This window comes from Achromobacter pulmonis, assembly GCF_002885955.2.
Lineage (GTDB): Bacteria > Pseudomonadota > Gammaproteobacteria > Burkholderiales > Burkholderiaceae_B > Achromobacter > Achromobacter pulmonis_A.
In genome coordinates, this window is sequence record NZ_POQS01000008.1 from 141,697 (window position 1) to 160,957 (window position 19,261).

Genomic DNA, 19,261 nt, shown 5'->3' on the forward strand with positions numbered 1-19,261 from the left:
GCCTTGAGGAAAAACGAATTCACAACGGGAACGGCTTGCGGGCATGCTTCAGGCTGTGAAAAAACCCACCAGAGGACATGGGAATGACGACTAATGATCCGACCGCCTGGATCGGCAGCGGCGAACGCATGGCGGACGCCATGGACCCCGGCCACGCCGCGCGCATCGCGGCCACCCTGGGCGCGCCCGCGCCGGGCCAGGGCGAGGCCTTGCCGCCGCTGTGGCAATGGGCGTTCTTCATCAGCACGGTAGGCATGGACGGATTGGGGACGGATGGACATCCGGCGCGCGGCGGCTTTCTGCCACCGGCCCACGACCGCAACCGCATGTGGGCCGGCGGGCGCGTGGAATTCTGCCAGCCGCTGAAGGTCGGCGTGCCGGCCGAGCGGGTGTCGCGCGTCATCGACGTCAAGGAAAAGACCGGCCGCACCGGCGCGCTGCTGTTCGTGACGGTGAGCCACGACTACCACCAGGCCGGCGAGATCGCCATCCACGAAGAGCAGGACATCGTCTATCGCCAGCCCACGCCGCCCAAGCTGGCGGGCAGCGAGCCGGCGCCCGAGGCGCAATGGCGCGACACGGTTGAGCCGTCCTCGGTGCTGCTGTTCCGCTATTCGGCGGTGACCTTCAACGGCCACCGCATCCATTACGACCATCCCTACGTGACCGGCACGGAAGGCTATCCGGGCCTGGTCGTGCACGGCCCGCTCATCGCCACGGAAATGGTCGCGGCCTTCGTGCGCGCCCATCCCAAGGCGCGCTTGACCCATCTTTCGTACCGCGGCCTGCGCCCGCTGATCGCGCCCAGGCCCTTCCAGGCGGCCGGCCGCTTGACCGAGCCGGGCGTGGCCCAGCTCTGGGCCGAGCAGGACGGCACCCTGGCCCACCAAGCCGAACTGAGGTTTTCCGAATGAGCAATCAGGCTCCCCGTCCGCTGGACGGCATCACCGTCGTCAGCCTGGAACACGCCATCGCCGCGCCTTTCTGCACCCGCCAGCTGGCGGACATGGGCGCGCGCGTCATCAAGATCGAGCGCCCCGGCAGCGGCGACTTCGCGCGCGGCTACGACGAACGCGTGCGCGGCCTGTCCTCGCACTTCGTCTGGACCAACCGCTCCAAGGAAAGCCTGACGCTGGATCTCAAGCGCGAGGAAGCCGGCGGCATCATGGAGCGCCTGCTGGCCTCGGCCGACGTGCTGGTGCAGAACCTCGCGCCCGGCGCGGCCGCGCGCCTGGGGCTGTCGTTCGAAACCCTGCACCGGAAGTATCCGCGCCTGATCGTCTGCGACATCTCCGGCTACGGCGAAGGCGGCCCCTACCAGGACAAGAAGGCCTACGACCTGCTGATCCAGAGCGAAAGCGGTTTCCTGTCGGTGACCGGCACCCAGGAAGATCCGGTCAAGGCGGGCAGCTCCATCGCCGACATCGCCGCCGGCATGTATGCCTATTCGGCCATCCTGAATGCGCTGCTGCTGCGCCAGAAGACCGGCCTGGGCAGCCGCCTGGACGTGTCCATGCTGGAGAGCATGGTCGAGTGGATGGGTTTCCCGATGTACTACGCGTTCGAGGGCGGCTCGCCGCCGGTGCGCGCCGGCGCCTCGCACGCCTCGATCTATCCCTACGGGCCGTTCCCGGTGGGCGGCGGCGCCACCATCATGCTGGGCGTGCAGAACGACCGCGAATGGCGCGTGTTCTGCGCCCAGGTGCTGCGCCAGGCCGAACTGGCGGAAGACCCGCGCTTTACCTCGAATTCGCTGCGCACCGCGAACCGCGCGGACCTGCGCGCGCTGATCGTGGCGGCCTTCGCCGACCTGTCCATCGAGCAGGTGACCCAGCGGCTGGAGGACGCGCAGATCGCCAACGCCCGCGTCAACGACATGGCCGGCGTCTGGGNATGCTGGGCGTGCAGAACGACCGCGAATGGCGCGTGTTCTGCGCCCAGGTGCTGCGCCAGGCCGAACTGGCGGAAGACCCGCGCTTTACCTCGAATTCGCTGCGCACCGCGAACCGCGCGGACCTGCGCGCGCTGATCGTGGCGGCCTTCGCCGACCTGTCCATCGAGCAGGTGACCCAGCGGCTGGAGGACGCGCAGATCGCCAACGCCCGCGTCAACGACATGGCCGGCGTCTGGGCCCATCCGCAGTTGCAGGCGCGCGCGCGCTGGAGCCGTGTCGACAGCCCGGCCGGCGAGCTGCCGGCGCTGCTGCCGCCGGCCAGCAGCAGCGCGTTCGCGCCGCGCATGGACGCCGTGCCGGCGGTAGGCCAAAACACGGATGCGGTGCTAGCATCCTTGGGATACGCGCCCGAACAAGTGGCGCAATTCCATGCCTCGGAGGTCGTGTGACCCATCCTGTCGTCCGTAGCGCGCTGTTCGTGCCCGCCTCGCGGGCCGAGCGCATTCCCAAGGCGCTGGCCGCAGGCGCCGATACCGTCATCGTCGACCTGGAAGACGCGGTCGAGCACCTGGCCAAGGACGCGGCCCGCGAAGCGCTGTGCGATTTCCTGGGCACGCATCCGGGCGTGCGGCTGTGGGTGCGGATCAACGACGCCTCCACGCCCTGGCACGACGACGATCTCAAGGCCTGCCGGGGCAAGGCCGGCGTGGCCGGCATCCTGCTGCCCAAGGCCGAAAGCCTGGCGCAGGTGCGCCACGTGGCCCAGACCGGGCTGCCGGTGATCCCGCTGCTGGAAACCGCCCAGGGCATACTCAACGCCGCCGAGGTCGCGGCCACGCCCGGCGTGGCGCGGCTGGCCTTCGGCAGCCTGGACTACGGGCTGGACCTGGGGCTGGCGCCCGACACGCCGGGCGCCGCGGCGGTGCTGGACCAGGCGCGCGTGCAGGTGCTGCTGCACACCCGCGCCGCCGGCCTGGCGCCGGCGCTGGACGGCGTGTTCCCCGGCGTGCAGGACCAGGCCGGGCAGGCCCAGGCCGCCGGCCGCGCACAGCAGATGGGGTTCGGCGGCATGCTGTGCATTCATCCGACGCAGGTCGGCATCATTCATGCGGCCTTCGTGCCGGCGCCCGATGAGCTGGACTGGGCGCGCCGCGTCGTCGCCGCGCACCGCGATACCGCGGCCGGCACCTTCATGCTGGACGGCAGGATGGTCGACGCCCCGGTCGTCGCGCGCGCCCGCGTGGTGCTGGCGCAGGCGGGGGAATCCGGCGCCTAGCCGGCAGCTCTTTCCGGCGGCCCCATGCGAGAAGCGCTCTTCATCGGACATACCTACATCGACGTCACCGTGCTGGCCGACCATTGGCCCAGCGGCGACGAGAAGAGCGTGGCGCGCGACTACGCCGTGTCCTTCGGCGGCAACGCCGTCACGGCCGCGTTCGCCTGCGCGCGCCTGGGCATGCCGCCCGACCTGATCTGCACGCTGGCGCCCGACTGGCTGGGCCACATGTACAGCGACATGGCGGCGGCGCATGGCGTGTCGGTGCACGCGCGCCAGGTGCGGCGCTCGTCGCTGTCGTTCATCATGCCCAACGGCGGCAAGCGGGCCATCGTGCGCGCCCGCGACACGGAATACCTGAACGATTTTCCGCGCCTGGACATCGGCGGCTACCGCGCCCTGCATCTGGACGGCCACCAGCCCGATGCCGCGCTGCACTACGCGCGCGCCTGCCGCGAGGCGGGCGTGCTGACCTCGCTGGACGGCGGCGGCGTGCGCGAGAACACCGATGAACTGCTGCGCTACATCGACGTGGCGGTCTGCGCCGAGCGCATGTGCGAACAGCTCGGCCTGTCGCCGCAGGAAATGCTGGACCTGCTCAAGGCGCGCGGCTGCCGCATCGGCGCCGTGACGATGGGCGAACGCGGCATGCTCTGGTACGACGAGAGCGGCACGGTGGCCACGCTACCGTCGCTGGACGTGCCCGCCGCGCGAATCGTCGACACCTCGGGAGCGGGCGACGTGTTCCACGGCGCCTATGTCTGGTCCTATCTGAACCGGCCCGAACAGCCCTGGGCGGAACACTTCACCTTCGCGCGCGCCGCGTCCGCCCACAAGATCCAGCACCTGGGCAACGAGGCGGGCCTGCCGCGGGTCGAGGACGTGGAGCGGGCGATGATGCGTTTTGCGCCGAAGGCGTGAGGGTGTAGCGCGCGATTGTCTGAATAAGAACTCAAGTCTCGAGCGCGCGTAACCCATCGGCCGGCGCAGGCCGGCATTCTCCTGGTGAAAAGAACTGGCCTCTTGCCACGAAAATCGGCGGCTTGCGCCGCCTGATGGGTTACGCGCGGTTGAGATATGCGTTCTTGCTTAAGGATTCTCGCGCTGCACCCATCCTACGCAACCCGCGCTATCGCCTGGCCGTGGATTTCGCCGAGCCAGTCGTCCAGGCGCCTGCCTTGCAGCGTCAGGTCGGGGGCCAGGTCGCGCAGCGGCAGCAGCACGAAGGCGCGCTGGTGCATGCGGGGATGGGGCAGGGACAGGCGCTCGTGCGCCATGGCGGTGTCGCCGTACAGCAGCAGGTCCAGGTCCAGCGTGCGCGGCGCGTTCTTGTAGGGGCGCTGGCGGCCGTGGCGGTTTTCCAGCGCCTGCAGCGCATCCAGCAGCGCCAGCGGGGCCAGGCGCGTGTCCAGCGCCGCGACCGCGTTGACGAAGTCCGGGCCGGTCGCTTCCACCGGCGCGCTGCGGTAGAACGGCGAAGCCGTCACCGCCAGCACGCCTTCGGTGTCGCGCAGCTCGGCCAGCACCTGGCGCAGCGTGGCCGCGCCGTCGCCCAGGTTGGCGCCCAGGCCGACGTAGGCGCGCGCGGGGGCGGTCGCCATGTCAGCCGGCGCTGGGCGCGCTGCGCGGGCCGGAACGGCGCGGGCGGCGGCGCTTGCGCGGGGCCGGGGCGTCGCCGGCGTCGCGCGGCTGGCGCGCGACTTCTTCGATCATTTCGGCGCGGGCCACGTCGTCGGCGTTGGCCAGGTCCATCCACCATTGCGCCAGCACGCTGTCGAACTCGCCGGCGGCGGCGCGCAGCTGCAGGAAGTCGCAGGCCGCGCGGAAGCGCGGCTGCTCGATCATGCGGAAAATGCTCTTGCCCATGCGGCGCTCGAAACGCGGCTGCATGAACCAGATCTCGCGCATGTCCGAGGAAAAGCGGCGTTGGATCGCGAGCTTCTCGGTCTGTTCGTCGAGCACCGAGTCGGCCGCCTGCGACAGCGCCGGTATGGTGTGCTCGCCCTGGGCGCGCAGCTGCTTCCAGCGCACGTCCACCTGCTGCCACAGCAGCGCGGCGAACAGGAAGCTGGGGCTGATGGTCTTGCCCGCGCGCACGCGCGCGTCGGTGCGTTCCAACGCCAGTTCCACGAAATGCTCGCCGCCGGGCTGCTCCAGCACCACGTCCAGCAGCGGCAGCAGGCCTTTGTGCAGGCCGTCGGCGCGCAGCTGGCGCAGGCAGTCCATGGCATGGCCGCAGGTCAGCAGCTTGAGCATTTCGTCGAACAGGCGCGAGGCCGGCACGTTCTCGATCAGGTCGGCCATCGTGCCGATGGGTTCGCGCGTGGCCGGGTCGATGGAGCCGTTGAGCTTGGCGGCGAAGCGCACCGCGCGCAGCATGCGCACCGGGTCTTCGCGGTAGCGCCGGGCCGGATCGCCGATGATGCGGATCTGGCGCTTCTTCAGGTCGGCCACGCCGTTGTGGTAGTCGATGACTTCCTCGGTATGCGGGTCGTAGTACAGCGCGTTCATGGTGAAGTCGCGGCGCTTGGCGTCTTCTTCCTGGGTGCCGAACACGTTGTCGCGCAGGATGCGGCCGTGCTCGTCGGTCTCCTGGTCTTCCGAGGCGGGCGCGCGGAAGGTGGAGGTCTCGATGATCTCCTGGCCGAACACCACGTGCACCAGCTGGAAGCGGCGGCCGATGATGCGGGCGCGGCGAAACAGCGGCCGGATCTGCTCGGGCGTGGCGTTGGTGGCGACGTCGAAGTCCTTGGGTTCCAGGCCCACGATCAGGTCGCGCACGGCGCCGCCGACGATATAGGCCTCATAGCCGTGCTGGCGCAGGACCTCGCAGACCTTGATGGCGTGGCGCGACACGTTGCGGCGGTCGATGCCGTGCTTGTCGCGTGCGATGCGCTGGGGTCCCCGGGGAGCCGGCGCGAACAGTCGGCCGACGAATTTTTTTATGGTTTCTGTGATCATTTAGGACTTCGCATCTTCCATGTGGTCGAACAAGTCGATCACTTGCCAGCCGCGTTCCTGCGCGATCTTGCGCAGGGTGGGGCTGGGGTTGGCGGCGATCGGACGGGTGACTTTCTCGAGCAGCGGAACATCGTTTACCGAATCGCTATAGAAGAACGATTCGGAGAAATCCGCAAGTCCCAGGTCCATGCCGGCCAGCCAGTGGTTGACGCGCAGGACCTTGCCTTCCTTGAAACTGGGGATGCCGAGGATGCGGCCGGTGTAGCGCCCGTGCAGGTATTCCGCGTCGGTGGCCACCAGGTGGGGCACGCCGAAGGCGCGCGCGATGGGCGCGGTGACGAAGCTGTTGGTGGCGGTGACGACCGCGCACAGGTCGCCGGCTTCCAGGTGCGACTGCACCAGCTCGCGCGCCGCCGGCGTCATGGACGGGCGGATCACCTCGTTCATGAAGGACTCGTGCCAGGCGGCCAGGTCGTAGGGCGCGTGCGCGGCCAGCAACCCGAGCATGAACTCGGCGGCCTGTTCGGCGGTGAGTTCGCCGCGGTTGTAGCGGTCCATCAGGTCGTCGTTGCGGCGGCGGGCGGCGTCGGGATCGCCCGCGCGGCCCGTGCGTGCCAGATAGTCGGCCCATTGATAGTCGCTGTCGAGCGGCAACAGGGTGTGATCCAGGTCGAACAGGGCGAGACGTCGGGAGGTCATTTGGGTTGCGAATCAGGGTCTGCGAGCATGGCGCGCAGCAGGGGCAGGGTGATGGGACGGCCGGTGGCCAGGGAATAGCGGTCCAGCGCGTCGAGCAGCGCCGTCAGCTTGCGGATGTCGCGTTCGTGGTGCGTGAGCATCCAGTTGATGATTTCCGGCGCCAGCTGCATGCCGCGCTCGGCGGCCTTGGCCGACAGGGCCGCCAGCTTGTCGGCGTCGGAAAGCGGATCGAGGCGGAAGACCAGGTCCCAGCCCAGGCGCGTGCGCAGATCCTCGCGCAACGGCATGGACAGCGGAGCGCGGTCGCCAGCCAGCGCCAGCGCGAAGGCGCGGCCGGTGGCCGCGGATTCGCGCCAGCGGTTGTACAGCGCGAACAGCGCCGCCTGGCGGCTGTCGTCCATGCGGTGCACGTCGTCGACGGCCACGAACTTGGGCATGGGCGACTTGGAATCGGCCTCGGCCAGGCGGCGCAGCATGTTTTCGCCGGTGGGGGCGTCGATGTAGACGGCGTCGCGGCGCGCGGTCAGGGCGCGCAGCAGGTGGCTGCGGCCGCAGCCCGCGGCGCCCCAGATGTACAGGGCGCGGCCGGGCGCGAGCGCGCGCACGGCGGCGAGCGCTTCGCCGTTGGGGCCGGCAATATAGTTGTTCAGCGATGGCGCTGGCGCGGGAAGAACGTCGAGCAGCAGCTGGCGGTTCATGAGAGCTTATCAATCAGGCTTTTGCGAAAGCGGGCGGTCCACATGGCGGGATTTCCGCGAGCGACTGGCCGGGTAGCGCGTCACCGGGGCCGAAAAGCCAAAAAACGGGTCCGGCGAACCCTACACTTTAAACCACCTGGGGCAGCGGTGTCGCGCCGGCCGGAAAGGGCCTGCCGGCGCGCGTTCCCGGCGCCCCGGGCGGCTTATCCCTGCCCGGGCCCGCAACATCGTAAAATGCAGGGCGTTCCACCCAAATCCCAGCAATTGTTACATACCCCACGGCATTTCACATGACGAATCAACCTACCGCCCCTCTGACCTACCGCGACGCCGGTGTCGATATCGACGCAGGCGACGCCCTGGTCGACCGTATCAAACCGCTTGCGGCCCGCACCATGCGTGCCGGAGTGCTGGCCGGTATCGGCGGCTTCGGCGGCTTGTTCGAAGTGCCCAAGACCTTCAAGGAGCCGGTGCTGGTCTCGGGCACCGACGGCGTGGGCACCAAGCTGCGCCTGGCTTTCGACTGGAACCGCCACGACACCGTGGGCATCGACCTGGTCGCCATGAGCGTCAACGACATCCTGGTGCAGGGCGCCGAGCCGCTGTTCTTCCTGGATTACTTCGGCTGCGGCAAGCTCTCGGTGGACACGGCGGCGGCGGTGGTGGGCGGTATCGCCAAGGGCTGCGAACTGTCGGGCTGCGCGCTGATCGGCGGCGAGACCGCCGAAATGCCGGGCATGTACCCCGACGGCGAGTACGACCTGGCCGGCTTTGCCGTGGGCGCGGTCGAAAAATCGGCCATCATCACCGGCAAGACCATCAAGGCCGGCGACGTGGTCCTGGGCCTGGCGTCCAGCGGCGCGCACTCCAACGGCTACTCGCTGCTGCGCAAGATCCTGGAACGCGCCAACGCCAAGCCCGACGACGATTTCCACGGCCAGCCGCTGGCCGACGTGGTCATGGCCCCGACCCGCATCTACGTCAAGCAGGTGCTGGCCGCGCTGGCCAAGCACGGCGCCGCCATCAAGGGCCTGGCCCACATCACCGGCGGCGGCCTGCTGGACAACGTGCCGCGCATCCTGCAGCCCGGCCTGTCGGCCAGGCTGCACCGCGCCAACTGGGAAATGCCCAAGCTGTTCCAGTGGCTGCAGCAGCAGGGCGGCGTCGAAGACACCGAGATGTACCGCGTGTTCAACTGCGGCATCGGCATGGTGCTGGTGGTGGACCCGGCCCAGGCCGAAGCCATCGCCGCCACGCTGCGCGAGCAGGGCGAAACCGTCAGCACGCTGGGCGAAATCGTCGAGCAGCAGGAAGGCATGGCGCAGACCTTCGTCGTCTGACCGCCGTCTTTCGCGGAAAGAAAACCGCAAGGCCCGATGAGGGGCTTGCGGTTTTTTTTCGTCCCGGCCGATCGTCAGTGCGGCAGGACGGCCGCCACCGCGTCTATGGTCCGCGCCACGGCGTCGGCCGCCAGGCAGTCCACGATGACGCGCCCGGGTTGGGCGCGCAGCCAGGTGATCTGGCGCTTGGCCAGCTGGCGCGTGGCGGCGATGCCCTGTTCGCGCGCGGCGTCCAGGTCGATCTCGCCGTCCAGGTGCGCCCACATCTGCCGGTAGCCCACGCAGCGCACGGAAGGCAGGCCCGGATGCAGGTCGGCCCTGGCGTGCAGGCCGCGCACCTCGTCGAGCAGGCCCTGTTCCAGCATGGCGTCGAAGCGCTGCGCGATGCGCGCATGCAGCGCGGCGCGGTCCGAGGGTTCCAGGCTGATGGTGAGATAGCGGTGGGCGCCCTCATCGGGCTGGCGCTGGCCGCGCAGCAGCAGGGCGGACATGGGCTGGCCCGAAAGCATGCAGACCTCGAGCGCGCGCTGGATGCGCTGGCTGTCGTTGGGCGCCAGCCGCGCCGCGGTGGCCGGGTCGAGCCGCGCCAGTTCGGCATGCAGCGCCGGCCAGCCTTGCTGCGCCGCGCGCGCCTCGAGTTCGGCGCGCAGCGCCGGATCGGCCTGGGGCAGGTCGTCCAGGCCGTCGCGCAGGGCCTTGTAGTACATCATGGTGCCGCCGGCCAGAAGCGGAATGCGGCCGCGCGCGCGGATCTCGTCGATCAGACGCTGCGCGTCGGCCACGAACTCGGCCGCCGAGTACGACTGGGCCGGATCGCGGATGTCCAGCAGGTGCTGCGGCACCAAGGCCTGTTCGGCCGGCGAGGGCTTGGCCGTGCCGATGTCCATGCCGCGATAGATGGTGGCCGAGTCCACGTTGACGATTTCCAGCGGCCAGCGCCGCGCCAGCGCCAGCGTGGACGCGCTCTTGCCGGCCGCGGTGGGGCCGGCCAGGCAGATCACCGGCGGCGCCGGATGGGATAGGGAAGCGGAAGACAAGGCTATTGCCCGCGCAGGAAGAGTTTGTCCAGGTCGGACACCGACCACTGCACCCAGGTGGGGCGGCCGTGGTTGCACTGGTCTGCGCGTTCGGTCGCTTCCATCTGGCGCAGCAGCGCGTTCATTTCTTCGAGCGTGAGCTTGCGGTTGGCGCGCACCGAGCCGTGGCAGGCCATGGTGGCCAGCAGTTCGTTGCGCTGTTCGGTCAGCAGGCGCGACACGCCCACCGCGCCCAGGTCGCGCAGCACGGCGCGCGCCAGGGTTTCGATGTCGCCGCGCGCCAGCAGCGCCGGCACGCTGCGCACCGCGATCGAGGTGGGGCCCGACGGACGCAGTTCGAAGCCGAGTTCATCGAGCTGCGCTTCGAACTCCTCGACCAGCGCCACGTCCTTTTCCTGGGCGTGGAACACCACCGGCACCAGCAGGTCCTGGCGCGGCAGGCTGCGCGCGTCCAGGGCCTGCTTGAGCTGTTCGTAGACCACCCGTTCGTGGGCGGCGTGCATGTCCACCAGCACCATGCCGCGGCGGTTCTGCGCCAGGATGTAGATGCCGTGCAGCTGCCCCAGCGCCATGCCCAGCGGATGCTCTTCGTCGGCGGGCAGGGGCGCGGCCGGCGCCGCCGCTGCCGGAGCGGGCTCGCGCAGGGTCTGGGCCTTGGGAGCCATGCCGTCGTCCAGCGGGCGGTAGAGCGATTTCCAGTCAGCCGCCGGTATGCCGGCGGGCTCGGCGTGCAGCCGGAACGGGACCTGGGTGTGCGGGCGTTGCGGCGCGGGCGAGGGCCGCAGGCCGTAGGATGCCGCGGCGCCGCCGTCGTGGGACGGCCTGGCGGGCTCGGCGGGACGGGGCGCGGGGGCCGGGGTCGAAGCCGGTGGCGCAACGGCCTGCGTCTCGAAGCCGGCGTCGTCCGGCTCGTTTGGCGTCACCGCCGACGAGCCGCCGGTCTGCGCCAGCGTCTGGCCGACGGCATGGGACACGAAGCGATGCACCGCGCCGCTGTCGCGGAAGCGCACCTCGTGCTTGGCGGGGTGGACGTTGACGTCGACCGCGGCCGGATCGATGTCCAGGAACAGCACGTAGGCCGGCTGGCGGTCGCCGTGCAGCACGTCCGCGTAGGCCGCGCGCAGCGCGTGGCTGACGGTGCGGTCGCGCACGTAGCGGCCGTTGACGTACAGGTACTGGCGGTCGGCCCGGGCGCGCGCGGCGGTGGGGCGGGTGATCATGCCGGCCAGGCTGACATTGCCCACCGAGTGCGACAGCAGCAGGCCGTGTTCGGCGAACTCGGCGCCCAGCACGTCGCGGATGCGCTGCGGCGGCTCGGCCGGCAGCCATTGGCGCTGCGCGCGGTCGTGGTGGAACAGGCGGAACGCGATCTGCGGGTGCGCCAGCGCGATGCGCTCCATCGCGTCGACGCAATGGCCGAACTCCGTGGCCTCGGAACGCAGGAACTTGCGGCGGGCCGGCACGGCGTCGAACAGCTGGCGCACGTCCACCGTGGTGCCGGGCGGGCCCGAGGCGGGGCTGACCTGCATGCTGCCGGCGTCGATCTGCCAGGCATGCTCGCCGTCGCGGGTGCGGGAAATGATGCTTACCTGCGCCACCGACGCGATCGAGGCCAGGGCCTCGCCGCGAAACCCCATGGAAGCCACCGACTCCAGCTCGTCGAGCGAGCGGATCTTGCTGGTGGCGTGGCGCGCCAGCGCCAGCGGCAGTTCCTCGGGCGGGATGCCGCCGCCGTCGTCCGTGACGGCGATGCGGCGGATGCCGCCGCCTTCGAGCCGCACTTCGATCGCGCGCCCGCCAGCGTCGATCGCGTTCTCGAGGATTTCCTTGAGCACGGAAGCGGGCCGCTCGATGACCTCGCCGGCAGCGATCTGGCTGATCAGCAGGTCGGGAAGCGCAAGAATGGAACGGCGGTCGGTCATGTGGCTGGATATTTCTGGCATGGCTATGCGGACGATTTTAGCGTCATGGATGCCTGGGCTATAGTCGCTGACACGTTCCCACCTCAAGGTTGGCTTGATGCTCGAATTTTTCAATATGGTGCTCCACATCGACCAGACGCTGGGCGTCTGGGTCGAGCAATACGGCGTGTGGGTGTACCTGGTGCTGTTCCTGATCGTCTTCGCGGAGACGGGGCTGGTGGTCCTGCCCTTCCTGCCCGGGGATTCGCTGCTCTTCATCGCCGGGGCGTTCGGCGCCACCGGCCACATCGATCCCTTCCTGATGGCGGCCCTGCTGATCGCCGCGGCCATCATCGGCAATACCGTCAACTACACGATCGGCCGCTATATCGGGCCGAGAGTGTTCTCGATGAACCTGCGTTTCCTGGACCGCGGCGCGCTGATGCGCACGCACGCGTTCTATGAAAAGCACGGCGGCAAGACCATCGTGATGTCGCGCTTCATCCCGGTCGTGCGCACCTTCGCGCCCTTCGTGGCCGGCGTGGCCGACATGTCGCTGGCGCGCTTCCAGATGTTCAACATCCTGGGCGCACTGCTGTGGGTGGTGAGCCTGGTGGCCGCAGGCTATTTCTTCGGCAACATCCCGCTGGTGCGCGAGCACCTGAACACCATCGTGCTGATCGGGCTGGCCGCGGCCATCGTGCCGGTGGTGGGCGCCGGGCTGTTCAAGCTGATCAAGGCCCGGCGGGGCAGCTAGCTCACATCCCCCAGCCGCGCCAGCGGCGGGTTGGCGGTGAAATACCGCTGGATGCCGGTCATCATGGCCTGCGCCAGCTTGTCCTGGTGCGAGGCGCTGCGCAGCAGCGCTTCTTCCTGCGGATTGCTGATGAAGGCGGTCTCGACCAGCACCGAGGGGATGTCCGGCGCCTTCAGCACCGCGAAGCCGGCCTGTTCGACGCTGTTCTTGTGCAGCCGGTTGATCTTCTTGATTTCGTCCAGGAAGGCGCTGCCGACCTTGAGCGAATCGTTGATCTGCGCGGTGGTGGACAGGTCCAGCAGCACCTTGGCGACCTGGCGGTCGTGGCCGCCCAGGTTGACGCCGCCGATCAGGTCGGCCGCGTTTTCCTTGTCGGCCATCCAGCGCGCCTGGGCGCTGGTGGCGCCGCGCTGCGACAGCGCGAACACCGAGGAGCCGTTGGCCGAGGGCTTGACCCAGGCGTCGGCGTGGATCGAAATGAACAGGTCGGCGCGCACGCGCCGCGCCTTCTGCACGCGCACGTGCAGCGGCACGAAATAATCGTCGTCGCGCGTCAGGTAGGCGCGCATGTAGGGCTGGCTGTCGATCAGCGCCTTCAGGCGCCGGGCGATGCGCAGCACCACGTCTTTCTCGCGCAGGCCGCTGCGGCCGATGGCGCCGGGGTCCTCGCCGCCGTGGCCCGGGTCCAGCGCGATGGTCAGCATGCGCTGCTTGCCGCGGCTGGCGGTGGCCGGCGGCGGCTTGGGCGTGGAGGGCAGGGGCGCGGCGGGCTGCTGGCCCGGCACGCGCGGCGGTTCGGGCGGATCGGCGCGGGTCACCGGGTTGCGCTGGATGTCTTCGAGGATGCGCGCCAGCGGGTCGTCCACGTCGGGGCCGCTCTGCTTGTTCAGGATGGCGATCAGCGGGTCCTGGGCGATCTTCGGGTACAGGTCCAGCACCAGCCGGTACTGGTAGTCGGCCACGGGCTTGAGGGTGAACACCTGTGGCGCCACGGGCTGCTTCAGGTCGAACACCAGGCGCACCACGTTGGGGCGGTTCTGCGCCACGCGCAGGCTCTGGATGTAGGGATCGTCCGGCCGCACCTTGGAGATCAGGTCGTTCAGCGCGGCGCTGATGGTCAGCCCTTCGATGTCCACCACCAGGCGGTGGGGGTTTTCCAGTGTGAATTGTTCGGCCTTGAGCTCGCTGTCGAGTTCGAGTGTGACCCGGGTGTATTCGTCGGCCGGCCAGGTCCGCACGGCGAGGATGGTCGCGGCCTGGGCCAGGCGCGGCAGGACCGGCAGGACGAGCAGGGTGGCTGCGACGCTGATCAGGCGGCGCCGGGTGGCGCCTGCCGAGGGGAGGGCGCCGCTGGGGGCGGGGGGACAATCGCGTTCAACCATGTTTGTCCTCGGGCGGTGTACGCGGTCAGGGTGGCGTCGCGTCCCTCGCCGGCGTAGGCCAGGGAAATCAGCAGGTCGGGCGGGGGTAAAAGACCCTCCGCCCGTTCAGGCCATTCGATCAAAACGACCGCGTCGTCACGCAGCAAATCCCGGAATCCTGCGTCCAACCATTCGCGCGAATCACTAAATCTATAAAAATCAAGGTGATAGAAGTATAAGTTAGAAACTTTATAGGATTCAAGTAGGGCGTAGCTCGGACTTTTGATTCGGCCGGTGATGCCGCATTCGCGCAACAATGCCCGTGTGAACGCCGTTTTTCCGGCTCCGAGGTCTCCGCGCAGGTGGATATGGGCGCCCGCCGGTCCGCCCTGGCGGCCGGACACCATGGGGGCGAGCTGGCGCGCCAGCGACTCGGTGGCGGCCTCGGAGGGCAGGTGCAAGGTCAGGCTGCAGAGAGGGGCGGACATGGCGCGGGGCGAGTGGTAAAAACAGTGAAGAAAGCTCGAAGGTACGCGCAATTATAGGAATGCGGGTTTCTGCTAACCTAGTATTGATTGTCATTCTCAATTTTCCGTGGCCGGCGCGCCGCAGCCGGCCGCGATCGACGTAGCCACGGAGTTGCAAGCGCCATGAAGACCCGCATCGAAAAAGACACGTTCGGCCCCATCGAGGTGCCCGAAGACCATCTCTGGGGCGCCCAGACGCAGCGCTCGCTGCATTTCTTCGCGATTTCCACCGAAAAAATGCCGGCCCCGCTGGTCGAGGCCATGGCGCGCCTGAAGCGCGCGGCGGCCAAGGTCAACGCGGACCTGGGCGAACTCGATCCCAAGATCGCCGACGGCATCGTCCGCGCGGCCGACGAGGTGATCGCGGGCAAATGGCCCAACGAATTCCCGCTGTCGGTCTGGCAGACCGGCTCGGGCACGCAGAGCAACATGAACATGAACGAGGTGCTGGCCAACCGCGCCTCCGAGTTGCTGGGCGGCGTGCGCGGCGAAGAGCGCAAGGTCCACCCCAACGACCACGTCAACCGCGGGCAGTCGTCCAACGACACCTTCCCCACCGCCATGCACGTGGCGGCCGCCGTGCAGGTCGAGCACCACCTGCTGCCCGCGCTGAAGGCCCTGCGCGCCACGCTGGCCGCCAAGAGCGCGGCCTTCTACGACATCGTCAAGATCGGCCGCACCCACCTGCAGGACGCCACGCCGTTGACCCTGGGCCAGGAACTGTCGGGCTACGTCGCCCAGCTCGACCTGGCCGAGCAGCAGATCCGCGCCACGCTGCCGGGGCTGCACCAGCTCGCCATCGGCGGCACCGCGGTCGGCACCGGGCTGAACGCGCATCCGCAGTTCAGCGCCAAGGTGGCCGCCGAACTGGCGCACGCCACCGGCACGGCCTTCGTGTCGGCCCCCAACAAATTCCAGGCGCTGGCCTCGCACGAAGCGCTGCTGTTCGCGCACGGCGCGCTCAAGGCGCTGGCGGCCGGCCTGATGAAGATCGCCAACGACGTGCGCTGGCTGGCCAGCGGCCCGCGTTCCGGCCTGGGCGAGATCAGCATTCCCGAGAACGAGCCGGGCAGCTCCATCATGCCGGGCAAGGTTAATCCCACGCAGTGCGAGGCCGTCACCATGCTGGCCGCGCAGGTGATGGGCAACGACGTGGCGATCAACATCGGCGGGGCCAGCGGCAATTTCGAACTCAACGTGTACAAGCCGCTGGTGATCCACAACTTCCTGCAGTCGGTGCGCCTGCTGACCGACGGCATGGCCAGTTTCGACCAGCATTGCGCGGCCGGCATCGAGCCCAACCGCGAGCGCATCGCCGAACTGGTGGACCGTTCGCTGATGCTGGTGACGGCGCTCAACCCGCACATCGGCTACGACAAGGCCGCGCAGATCGCCAAGAAGGCCCACAAGGAAGGCCTGTCCTTGAAGGAGTCGGCGCTGGCGCTGGGTTATCTGACCGAGGCGCAGTTCGCGCAATGGGTCGTTCCGGCGGCTATGACTAATAAATAGGTCCCCCCCCGAAGCGCTGCGCGCTTCCCCCCCCTGGGGGGGCGTCGCTGCGGACCGGCGGAGCCGGATCCGCGCGACCCGGGTCGGGGGAGGGCGGCTGTTCAGGGGCGTGCTTTTTTCTAGCCCGTCAGCATCAGCCACAACGGGATCGACAGCGCCGAGAACAGCGTTCCCAGCGAAATCAGCACCGCGACCATGCGGCCGTCGCCGCCCATGCGCATGGCCAGCACGTAGGCCGCGGAGGCCGTGGGCAGCGCCGCGAACAGCAGCAGCATGCGGGCTTCGAGCGGCGGCAGGCCCAGCAGGCGCGCCACCAGCCACGCAATCGCGGGCAGCGCCAGCAGCTTGACCGACAGCATCCAGCCGATCAGCGCGCCATAGCCCTTGCCGCCTTCCCAGGACAGGCTGGCGCCCACGCAGATGATGCCCAGCGCGATGGCGGCCGCGCCCAGCCTGGCCAGCACCGTGTCCACCGGGCCGGGCAGTTGCAGCCCGGCCAGATTACAGGCCAGTCCCAGCAGGGTGGAGACCAGCAGCGGATTGCGCGCCAGTTCGCGCAGCAGGCTGCCGCCGCTGTGGCGCGCCAGTCCGTAGACCGCGGCGAGGTTGGCCATGGGCACCGCGAAGCCCACGATCAGCGCCATGACGGTCTGGCCCTGCGTGCCGCCCAGGCTGGCCGACAGCGCCAGGCCGATATAGGTATTGAAGCGATAGCCGCATTGCGCCGACGAGGCCAGCGCCAGCGACGAGGGCCGCAGCACCAGCCCGGCCAGCCACGACAGCGCCACGCCCGAGCCGATGACGGCGGCCGTGGCCTGCAGCAGCATGGCGGCGTTGCCGGCCGTGATGGGCGTGCGGATGATGGATTGGAACAGCAGCGCGGGGAACAGCACGAAGTAGACGAGCCGTTCCGTTCCGGCAAAGAATTCGCGCGAAAAACCGAGTTTGTGACGCAGCGCCCAACCTAGCGCAACCAGCATGAAATCAGGGAAAACCAGGAGGGCTACCGACATGGGCGAGTACGATTTGATGGGCGTCAAGCGCGCCGCGGCGCGCTATGCGACTGTAAGCATTTGCTGCTATTCTCCGACATTCTGGCGGCCGCGTGTGCCACAAGCAACCAACAAAAGCAGTGCGATTCGACCAGCACCCTAGCCGCGCGCCGTCTAAGTCAATGGCTGACCCGTCTACAGGCGGGCACATCACGCAGGGTCCCGTTCACATACGGGCTCGCATTATTGGAGGAAACACTTCTATGAACAACGTCCGCTCCCTGGCTGCGGCCATCGCTCTGGCCGCCGGCGCCCTCGGCGTTTCAGCCGCCCACGCCGCCGACGCATACCCGAGCAAGCCGATCCGCGTCATCGTTCCGTTCGCGCCTGGCGGTTCCACCGACATCATCGCGCGCCTGGTGACGCAGCGCATGAGCCAGGAACTGGGCCAGCCCATGGTCGTGGAAAACAAGGGCGGCGCCGGCGGCGCCATCGGCGCTTCGGAAGCCGCGCGCGCCGATGCCGACGGCTACACGCTGTCGATCGCCACCGTGTCGACGATGGCCGTCAACCCCGCCTGCCGCCCCAATGACCTGCCCTACGATCCGATCAAGGATTTCCAGCCGGTCACCAACTTCGCCAACACCGCCAACGTGGTGGCCGTGAACCCGAAGTTCCCCGCCAAGGACTTCAAGGGCTTCCTGGAAGAGCTGAAGAAGAACCCGGGCAAGTACTCCTACGGCAGCTCGGGCACCTGCGGCGTGCTGCACCTGATGGGCGAATCGTTCAAGATGGCCACCGGCACGGACATCGTGCACGTGCCGTACAAGGGCTCGGGCCCGGCCGTGGCTGACGCCGTCGGCGGCCAGATCGAAATCATCTTCGACAACCTGCCGTCGTCGATGCCGCAGATCCAGGCCGGCAAGCTGCGCGCCATGGCCATCGCGTGGCCGGACCGCATTGCCGCTATCAAGGACGTGCCGACCTTCAAGGACGCGGGCTTCCCGGTGCTGAACCAGCCGGTCTGGTACGGCCTGCTGGCGCCCAAGGGCACGCCGATGGACGTCGTGAACAAGCTGCGCGACGCCGCCGTGGTGGCCCTGAAGGACCCCAAGGTCATCAAGGCGCTGGACGACCAGGGCTCGGCCCCGTCGGGCAACACGCCCGAGGAATTCGCCAAGGAAATCAAAGAGCAGTACGACTGGGCGAAGGACGTCGTGAAGAAGCAGAACATCAAGCTGGACTGATGGCGCGCGGGGCGGCGCTGTCCGCCCCGGCTGCATGAACCACGGGCGCCTTCGGGCGCCCGTTGCATTTTGCGCGCGGCCCGCCCGCGTCAGGCGATATCGTCGAGCGCGGCCAGGCGCGCGGCGCAGCCGGTCTTGAGCCGGTCTATCAGGTCGCGGTGCAGCGCCGACAAGGGGTCCTGGTTGCGCACCATGATGCTGATGGGTACGCGCAGCGGCGGGTCCAGCCGGCGCAGGTGCATGCCGGGGCGCAGCATGGCCTGCGCGGTGATCGCGTCCACGATGGCGTCGCCGCAACCGGCGTCCACCAGCGCGCAGCCCACGTAATGGGTCTGCACCTGGATGGCGACCTGCGGGTCCAGGCCCTGCGCGTCCAGCGCCATCTGCAGCAGCGCGCCGGAGGCATCGCACGCGTCCAGCACGATCAGCGTGTTGCCCGCCATGTCGGACAGCTCGGCCAGCCGCAACGGCCCGCGGCCGGGCTTGCGGCTCAGGTGCACCAGCTCGGTGTGGCCCAGGCCCATGCGGGTCAGGCCGGGATAGTCGTTGGTGTCGAAGGTGATGGCCAGGTCCAGTTCGCGCGTGAGCAGGCCCTGCACCAGCTCGGCGCTGTGATGGGTGTGGATGTCGAAGGTGATGCCGGGTTGCGCGTCGCGGCTGTCGCGCACCACGCCGGGCAGCAGCCCCAGGCCCAGCGCGGGCGCGCAGCCCAGGCGCAGATGGCCGTGGGGGCGGTCGCGCAGGCTGGCGGCCAGCCGGCGCACGCTGTTGAGGTCCTGGTTCAGGCGCGCGACCTCGGGGGTGAGGATCTCGGCCTCGCGCGTGGCCACCAGCCGGCCCTTGACGCGTTCGAACAGCTTGAAGCCCAGCTGGGCCTCGGCGTGCGCCAGCAGCTTGCTGGCCGCGGGCTGCGAAATGTGCAGCGCGGCGGCGGCCTCGGTCAGCGAACCGGTGCGGCGGATCGCTTCGAAAATCTCGATGTGGCGCAGGCGCATGGCACGGGCGGGAAAGTCGATGAAAAACCGGATTCTATGCCGGATACGGCGGCGCGGCGCGTTGCTA

At 69.0% G+C, this 19,261-nt stretch carries 17 protein-coding genes and 2 pseudogenes; 9 read left to right on the forward strand and 10 right to left on the reverse strand.

The annotated features are described in order from the left end of the window. The first annotated feature begins 83 nt into the window (after positions 1 to 83). The 5 genes and pseudogenes from C1I89_RS27170 (at position 84) to C1I89_RS27190 (ending at position 4,091) form a co-directional block, all read left to right on the forward strand. Positions 84 to 914 carry an FAS1-like dehydratase domain-containing protein gene (locus C1I89_RS27170; protein ID WP_102775494.1) on the forward strand — a complete coding sequence of 277 codons (831 nt, stop codon included), beginning with the start codon at positions 84 to 86 and terminating at the stop codon, positions 912 to 914. Further along, positions 911 to 1,969: pseudogene (locus tag C1I89_RS27175) on the forward strand (CaiB/BaiF CoA transferase family protein); the annotation flags it as partial. The gene C1I89_RS27170 and the pseudogene C1I89_RS27175, both read left to right, overlap by 4 nt. After that, positions 1,894 to 2,343, forward strand: a pseudogene (locus tag C1I89_RS27180) (CoA transferase); the annotation flags it as partial. The pseudogenes C1I89_RS27175 and C1I89_RS27180, both read left to right, overlap by 76 nt. Then, entirely contained in the window at positions 2,340 to 3,170 is an 831-nt protein-coding gene (locus C1I89_RS27185; RefSeq protein ID WP_102775495.1) for an HpcH/HpaI aldolase/citrate lyase family protein, read from the forward strand. The pseudogene C1I89_RS27180 and the gene C1I89_RS27185, both read left to right, overlap by 4 nt. A 24-nt stretch (positions 3,171 to 3,194) precedes the next feature. After that, complete coding sequence (locus C1I89_RS27190; protein ID WP_102775496.1) at positions 3,195 to 4,091, forward strand: sugar kinase; 897 nt, start codon at positions 3,195 to 3,197, stop codon at positions 4,089 to 4,091. 194 nt (positions 4,092 to 4,285) lie between these two features. Here C1I89_RS27190 and C1I89_RS27195 read toward each other — a convergent pair whose 3' ends face one another. From C1I89_RS27195 to hda, 4 genes are read right to left on the reverse strand one after another with little or no spacing between them, the layout of a single operon-like run. Further along, entirely contained in the window at positions 4,286 to 4,771 is a 486-nt protein-coding gene (locus tag C1I89_RS27195; protein WP_102775497.1) for a 2-amino-4-hydroxy-6-hydroxymethyldihydropteridine diphosphokinase, read from the reverse strand. Between the two features lies 1 nt (position 4,772). After that, positions 4,773 to 6,131 carry a polynucleotide adenylyltransferase PcnB gene (pcnB, locus tag C1I89_RS27200; RefSeq protein ID WP_102775498.1) on the reverse strand — a complete coding sequence of 453 codons (1,359 nt, stop codon included), beginning with the start codon at positions 6,129 to 6,131 and terminating at the stop codon, positions 4,773 to 4,775. After that, the gene (locus C1I89_RS27205; RefSeq protein ID WP_102775499.1) at positions 6,132 to 6,830 is read right to left on the reverse strand and encodes an HAD family hydrolase; all 699 of its coding nucleotides are present in this window, start codon (positions 6,828 to 6,830) and stop codon (positions 6,132 to 6,134) included. Next, positions 6,827 to 7,528 (reverse strand): DnaA regulatory inactivator Hda, encoded by a 702-nt coding sequence (gene hda / locus C1I89_RS27210; RefSeq protein WP_102775500.1) that lies wholly within the window; start codon positions 7,526 to 7,528, stop codon positions 6,827 to 6,829. Before hda ends, C1I89_RS27205 begins: the two co-directional genes overlap by 4 nt. 290 nt (positions 7,529 to 7,818) lie before the next feature. Between hda and purM the strand changes: the two genes are divergently transcribed. Beyond that, positions 7,819 to 8,868 (forward strand): phosphoribosylformylglycinamidine cyclo-ligase, encoded by a 1,050-nt coding sequence (gene purM / locus C1I89_RS27215; protein ID WP_102775501.1) that lies wholly within the window; start codon positions 7,819 to 7,821, stop codon positions 8,866 to 8,868. Between the two features lie 74 nt (positions 8,869 to 8,942). Here purM and miaA read toward each other — a convergent pair whose 3' ends face one another. After that, positions 8,943 to 9,905, reverse strand: coding sequence for a tRNA (adenosine(37)-N6)-dimethylallyltransferase MiaA (gene miaA, locus C1I89_RS27220; protein ID WP_181391067.1), 963 nt, complete (start codon positions 9,903 to 9,905; stop codon positions 8,943 to 8,945). A gap of 2 nt (positions 9,906 to 9,907) precedes the next feature. Further along, complete coding sequence (mutL, locus tag C1I89_RS27225) at positions 9,908 to 11,827, reverse strand: DNA mismatch repair endonuclease MutL (RefSeq protein WP_102775503.1); 1,920 nt, start codon at positions 11,825 to 11,827, stop codon at positions 9,908 to 9,910. Between the two features lie 97 nt (positions 11,828 to 11,924). Between mutL and C1I89_RS27230 the strand changes: the two genes are divergently transcribed. Beyond that, complete coding sequence (locus C1I89_RS27230) at positions 11,925 to 12,563, forward strand: VTT domain-containing protein (RefSeq protein ID WP_102775648.1); 639 nt, start codon at positions 11,925 to 11,927, stop codon at positions 12,561 to 12,563. Here the strand turns inward: C1I89_RS27230 and C1I89_RS27235 are convergent. Both C1I89_RS27235 and tsaE read right to left on the reverse strand, forming a co-directional pair. Beyond that, entirely contained in the window at positions 12,560 to 13,945 is a 1,386-nt protein-coding gene (locus C1I89_RS27235) for an N-acetylmuramoyl-L-alanine amidase (RefSeq protein ID WP_146196949.1), read from the reverse strand. The two genes, C1I89_RS27230 and C1I89_RS27235, sit on opposite strands and share 4 nt — an antisense overlap. Then, positions 13,873 to 14,412 carry a tRNA (adenosine(37)-N6)-threonylcarbamoyltransferase complex ATPase subunit type 1 TsaE gene (gene tsaE / locus C1I89_RS27240; protein ID WP_102775504.1) on the reverse strand — a complete coding sequence of 180 codons (540 nt, stop codon included), beginning with the start codon at positions 14,410 to 14,412 and terminating at the stop codon, positions 13,873 to 13,875. The genes C1I89_RS27235 and tsaE overlap by 73 nt, the downstream gene beginning before the upstream one ends. 162 nt (positions 14,413 to 14,574) lie before the next feature. Between tsaE and fumC the strand changes: the two genes are divergently transcribed. Further along, positions 14,575 to 15,960, forward strand: coding sequence for a class II fumarate hydratase (fumC, locus tag C1I89_RS27245; protein WP_102775505.1), 1,386 nt, complete (start codon positions 14,575 to 14,577; stop codon positions 15,958 to 15,960). A gap of 119 nt (positions 15,961 to 16,079) precedes the next feature. Here fumC and C1I89_RS27250 read toward each other — a convergent pair whose 3' ends face one another. Further along, on the reverse strand, positions 16,080 to 16,973 hold the full coding sequence (locus C1I89_RS27250) for an AEC family transporter (RefSeq protein WP_102775650.1): 894 nt from the start codon (positions 16,971 to 16,973) through the stop codon (positions 16,080 to 16,082). A gap of 242 nt (positions 16,974 to 17,215) precedes the next feature. Between C1I89_RS27250 and C1I89_RS27255 the strand changes: the two genes are divergently transcribed. Beyond that, positions 17,216 to 18,199 carry a tripartite tricarboxylate transporter substrate binding protein BugE gene (locus tag C1I89_RS27255; RefSeq protein ID WP_102775506.1) on the forward strand — a complete coding sequence of 328 codons (984 nt, stop codon included), beginning with the start codon at positions 17,216 to 17,218 and terminating at the stop codon, positions 18,197 to 18,199. Between the two features lie 89 nt (positions 18,200 to 18,288). Here the strand turns inward: C1I89_RS27255 and C1I89_RS27260 are convergent, their stop codons facing one another. Then, on the reverse strand, positions 18,289 to 19,194 hold the full coding sequence (locus C1I89_RS27260) for a LysR family transcriptional regulator (protein WP_102775507.1): 906 nt from the start codon (positions 19,192 to 19,194) through the stop codon (positions 18,289 to 18,291). Between the last annotated feature and the right edge of the window lie 67 nt (positions 19,195 to 19,261).

Bases quoted from the DNA above. Each gene is read 5' to 3' on its own strand.
- C1I89_RS27205 (WP_102775499.1), bottom strand. From the start codon at position 6,830: ATGACCTCCCGACGTCTCGCCCTGTTCGACCTGGATCACACCCTGTTG.
- C1I89_RS27230 (WP_102775648.1), top strand. From the start codon at position 11,925: ATGCTCGAATTTTTCAATATGGTGCTCCACATCGACCAGACGCTGGGC.
- C1I89_RS27170 (WP_102775494.1), top strand. From the start codon at position 84: ATGACGACTAATGATCCGACCGCCTGGATCGGCAGCGGCGAACGCATG.
- C1I89_RS27250 (WP_102775650.1), bottom strand. From the start codon at position 16,973: ATGTCGGTAGCCCTCCTGGTTTTCCCTGATTTCATGCTGGTTGCGCTA.
- tsaE (WP_102775504.1), bottom strand. From the start codon at position 14,412: ATGTCCGCCCCTCTCTGCAGCCTGACCTTGCACCTGCCCTCCGAGGCC.
- pcnB (WP_102775498.1), bottom strand. From the start codon at position 6,131: ATGATCACAGAAACCATAAAAAAATTCGTCGGCCGACTGTTCGCGCCG.
- C1I89_RS27235 (WP_146196949.1), bottom strand. From the start codon at position 13,945: ATGGTTGAACGCGATTGTCCCCCCGCCCCCAGCGGCGCCCTCCCCTCG.
- hda (WP_102775500.1), bottom strand. From the start codon at position 7,528: ATGAACCGCCAGCTGCTGCTCGACGTTCTTCCCGCGCCAGCGCCATCG.
- C1I89_RS27195 (WP_102775497.1), bottom strand. From the start codon at position 4,771: ATGGCGACCGCCCCCGCGCGCGCCTACGTCGGCCTGGGCGCCAACCTG.
- fumC (WP_102775505.1), top strand. From the start codon at position 14,575: ATGAAGACCCGCATCGAAAAAGACACGTTCGGCCCCATCGAGGTGCCC.
- C1I89_RS27260 (WP_102775507.1), bottom strand. From the start codon at position 19,194: ATGCGCCTGCGCCACATCGAGATTTTCGAAGCGATCCGCCGCACCGGT.
- C1I89_RS27190 (WP_102775496.1), top strand. From the start codon at position 3,195: ATGCGAGAAGCGCTCTTCATCGGACATACCTACATCGACGTCACCGTG.
- C1I89_RS27255 (WP_102775506.1), top strand. From the start codon at position 17,216: ATGAACAACGTCCGCTCCCTGGCTGCGGCCATCGCTCTGGCCGCCGGC.
- purM (WP_102775501.1), top strand. From the start codon at position 7,819: ATGACGAATCAACCTACCGCCCCTCTGACCTACCGCGACGCCGGTGTC.
- mutL (WP_102775503.1), bottom strand. From the start codon at position 11,827: ATGACCGACCGCCGTTCCATTCTTGCGCTTCCCGACCTGCTGATCAGC.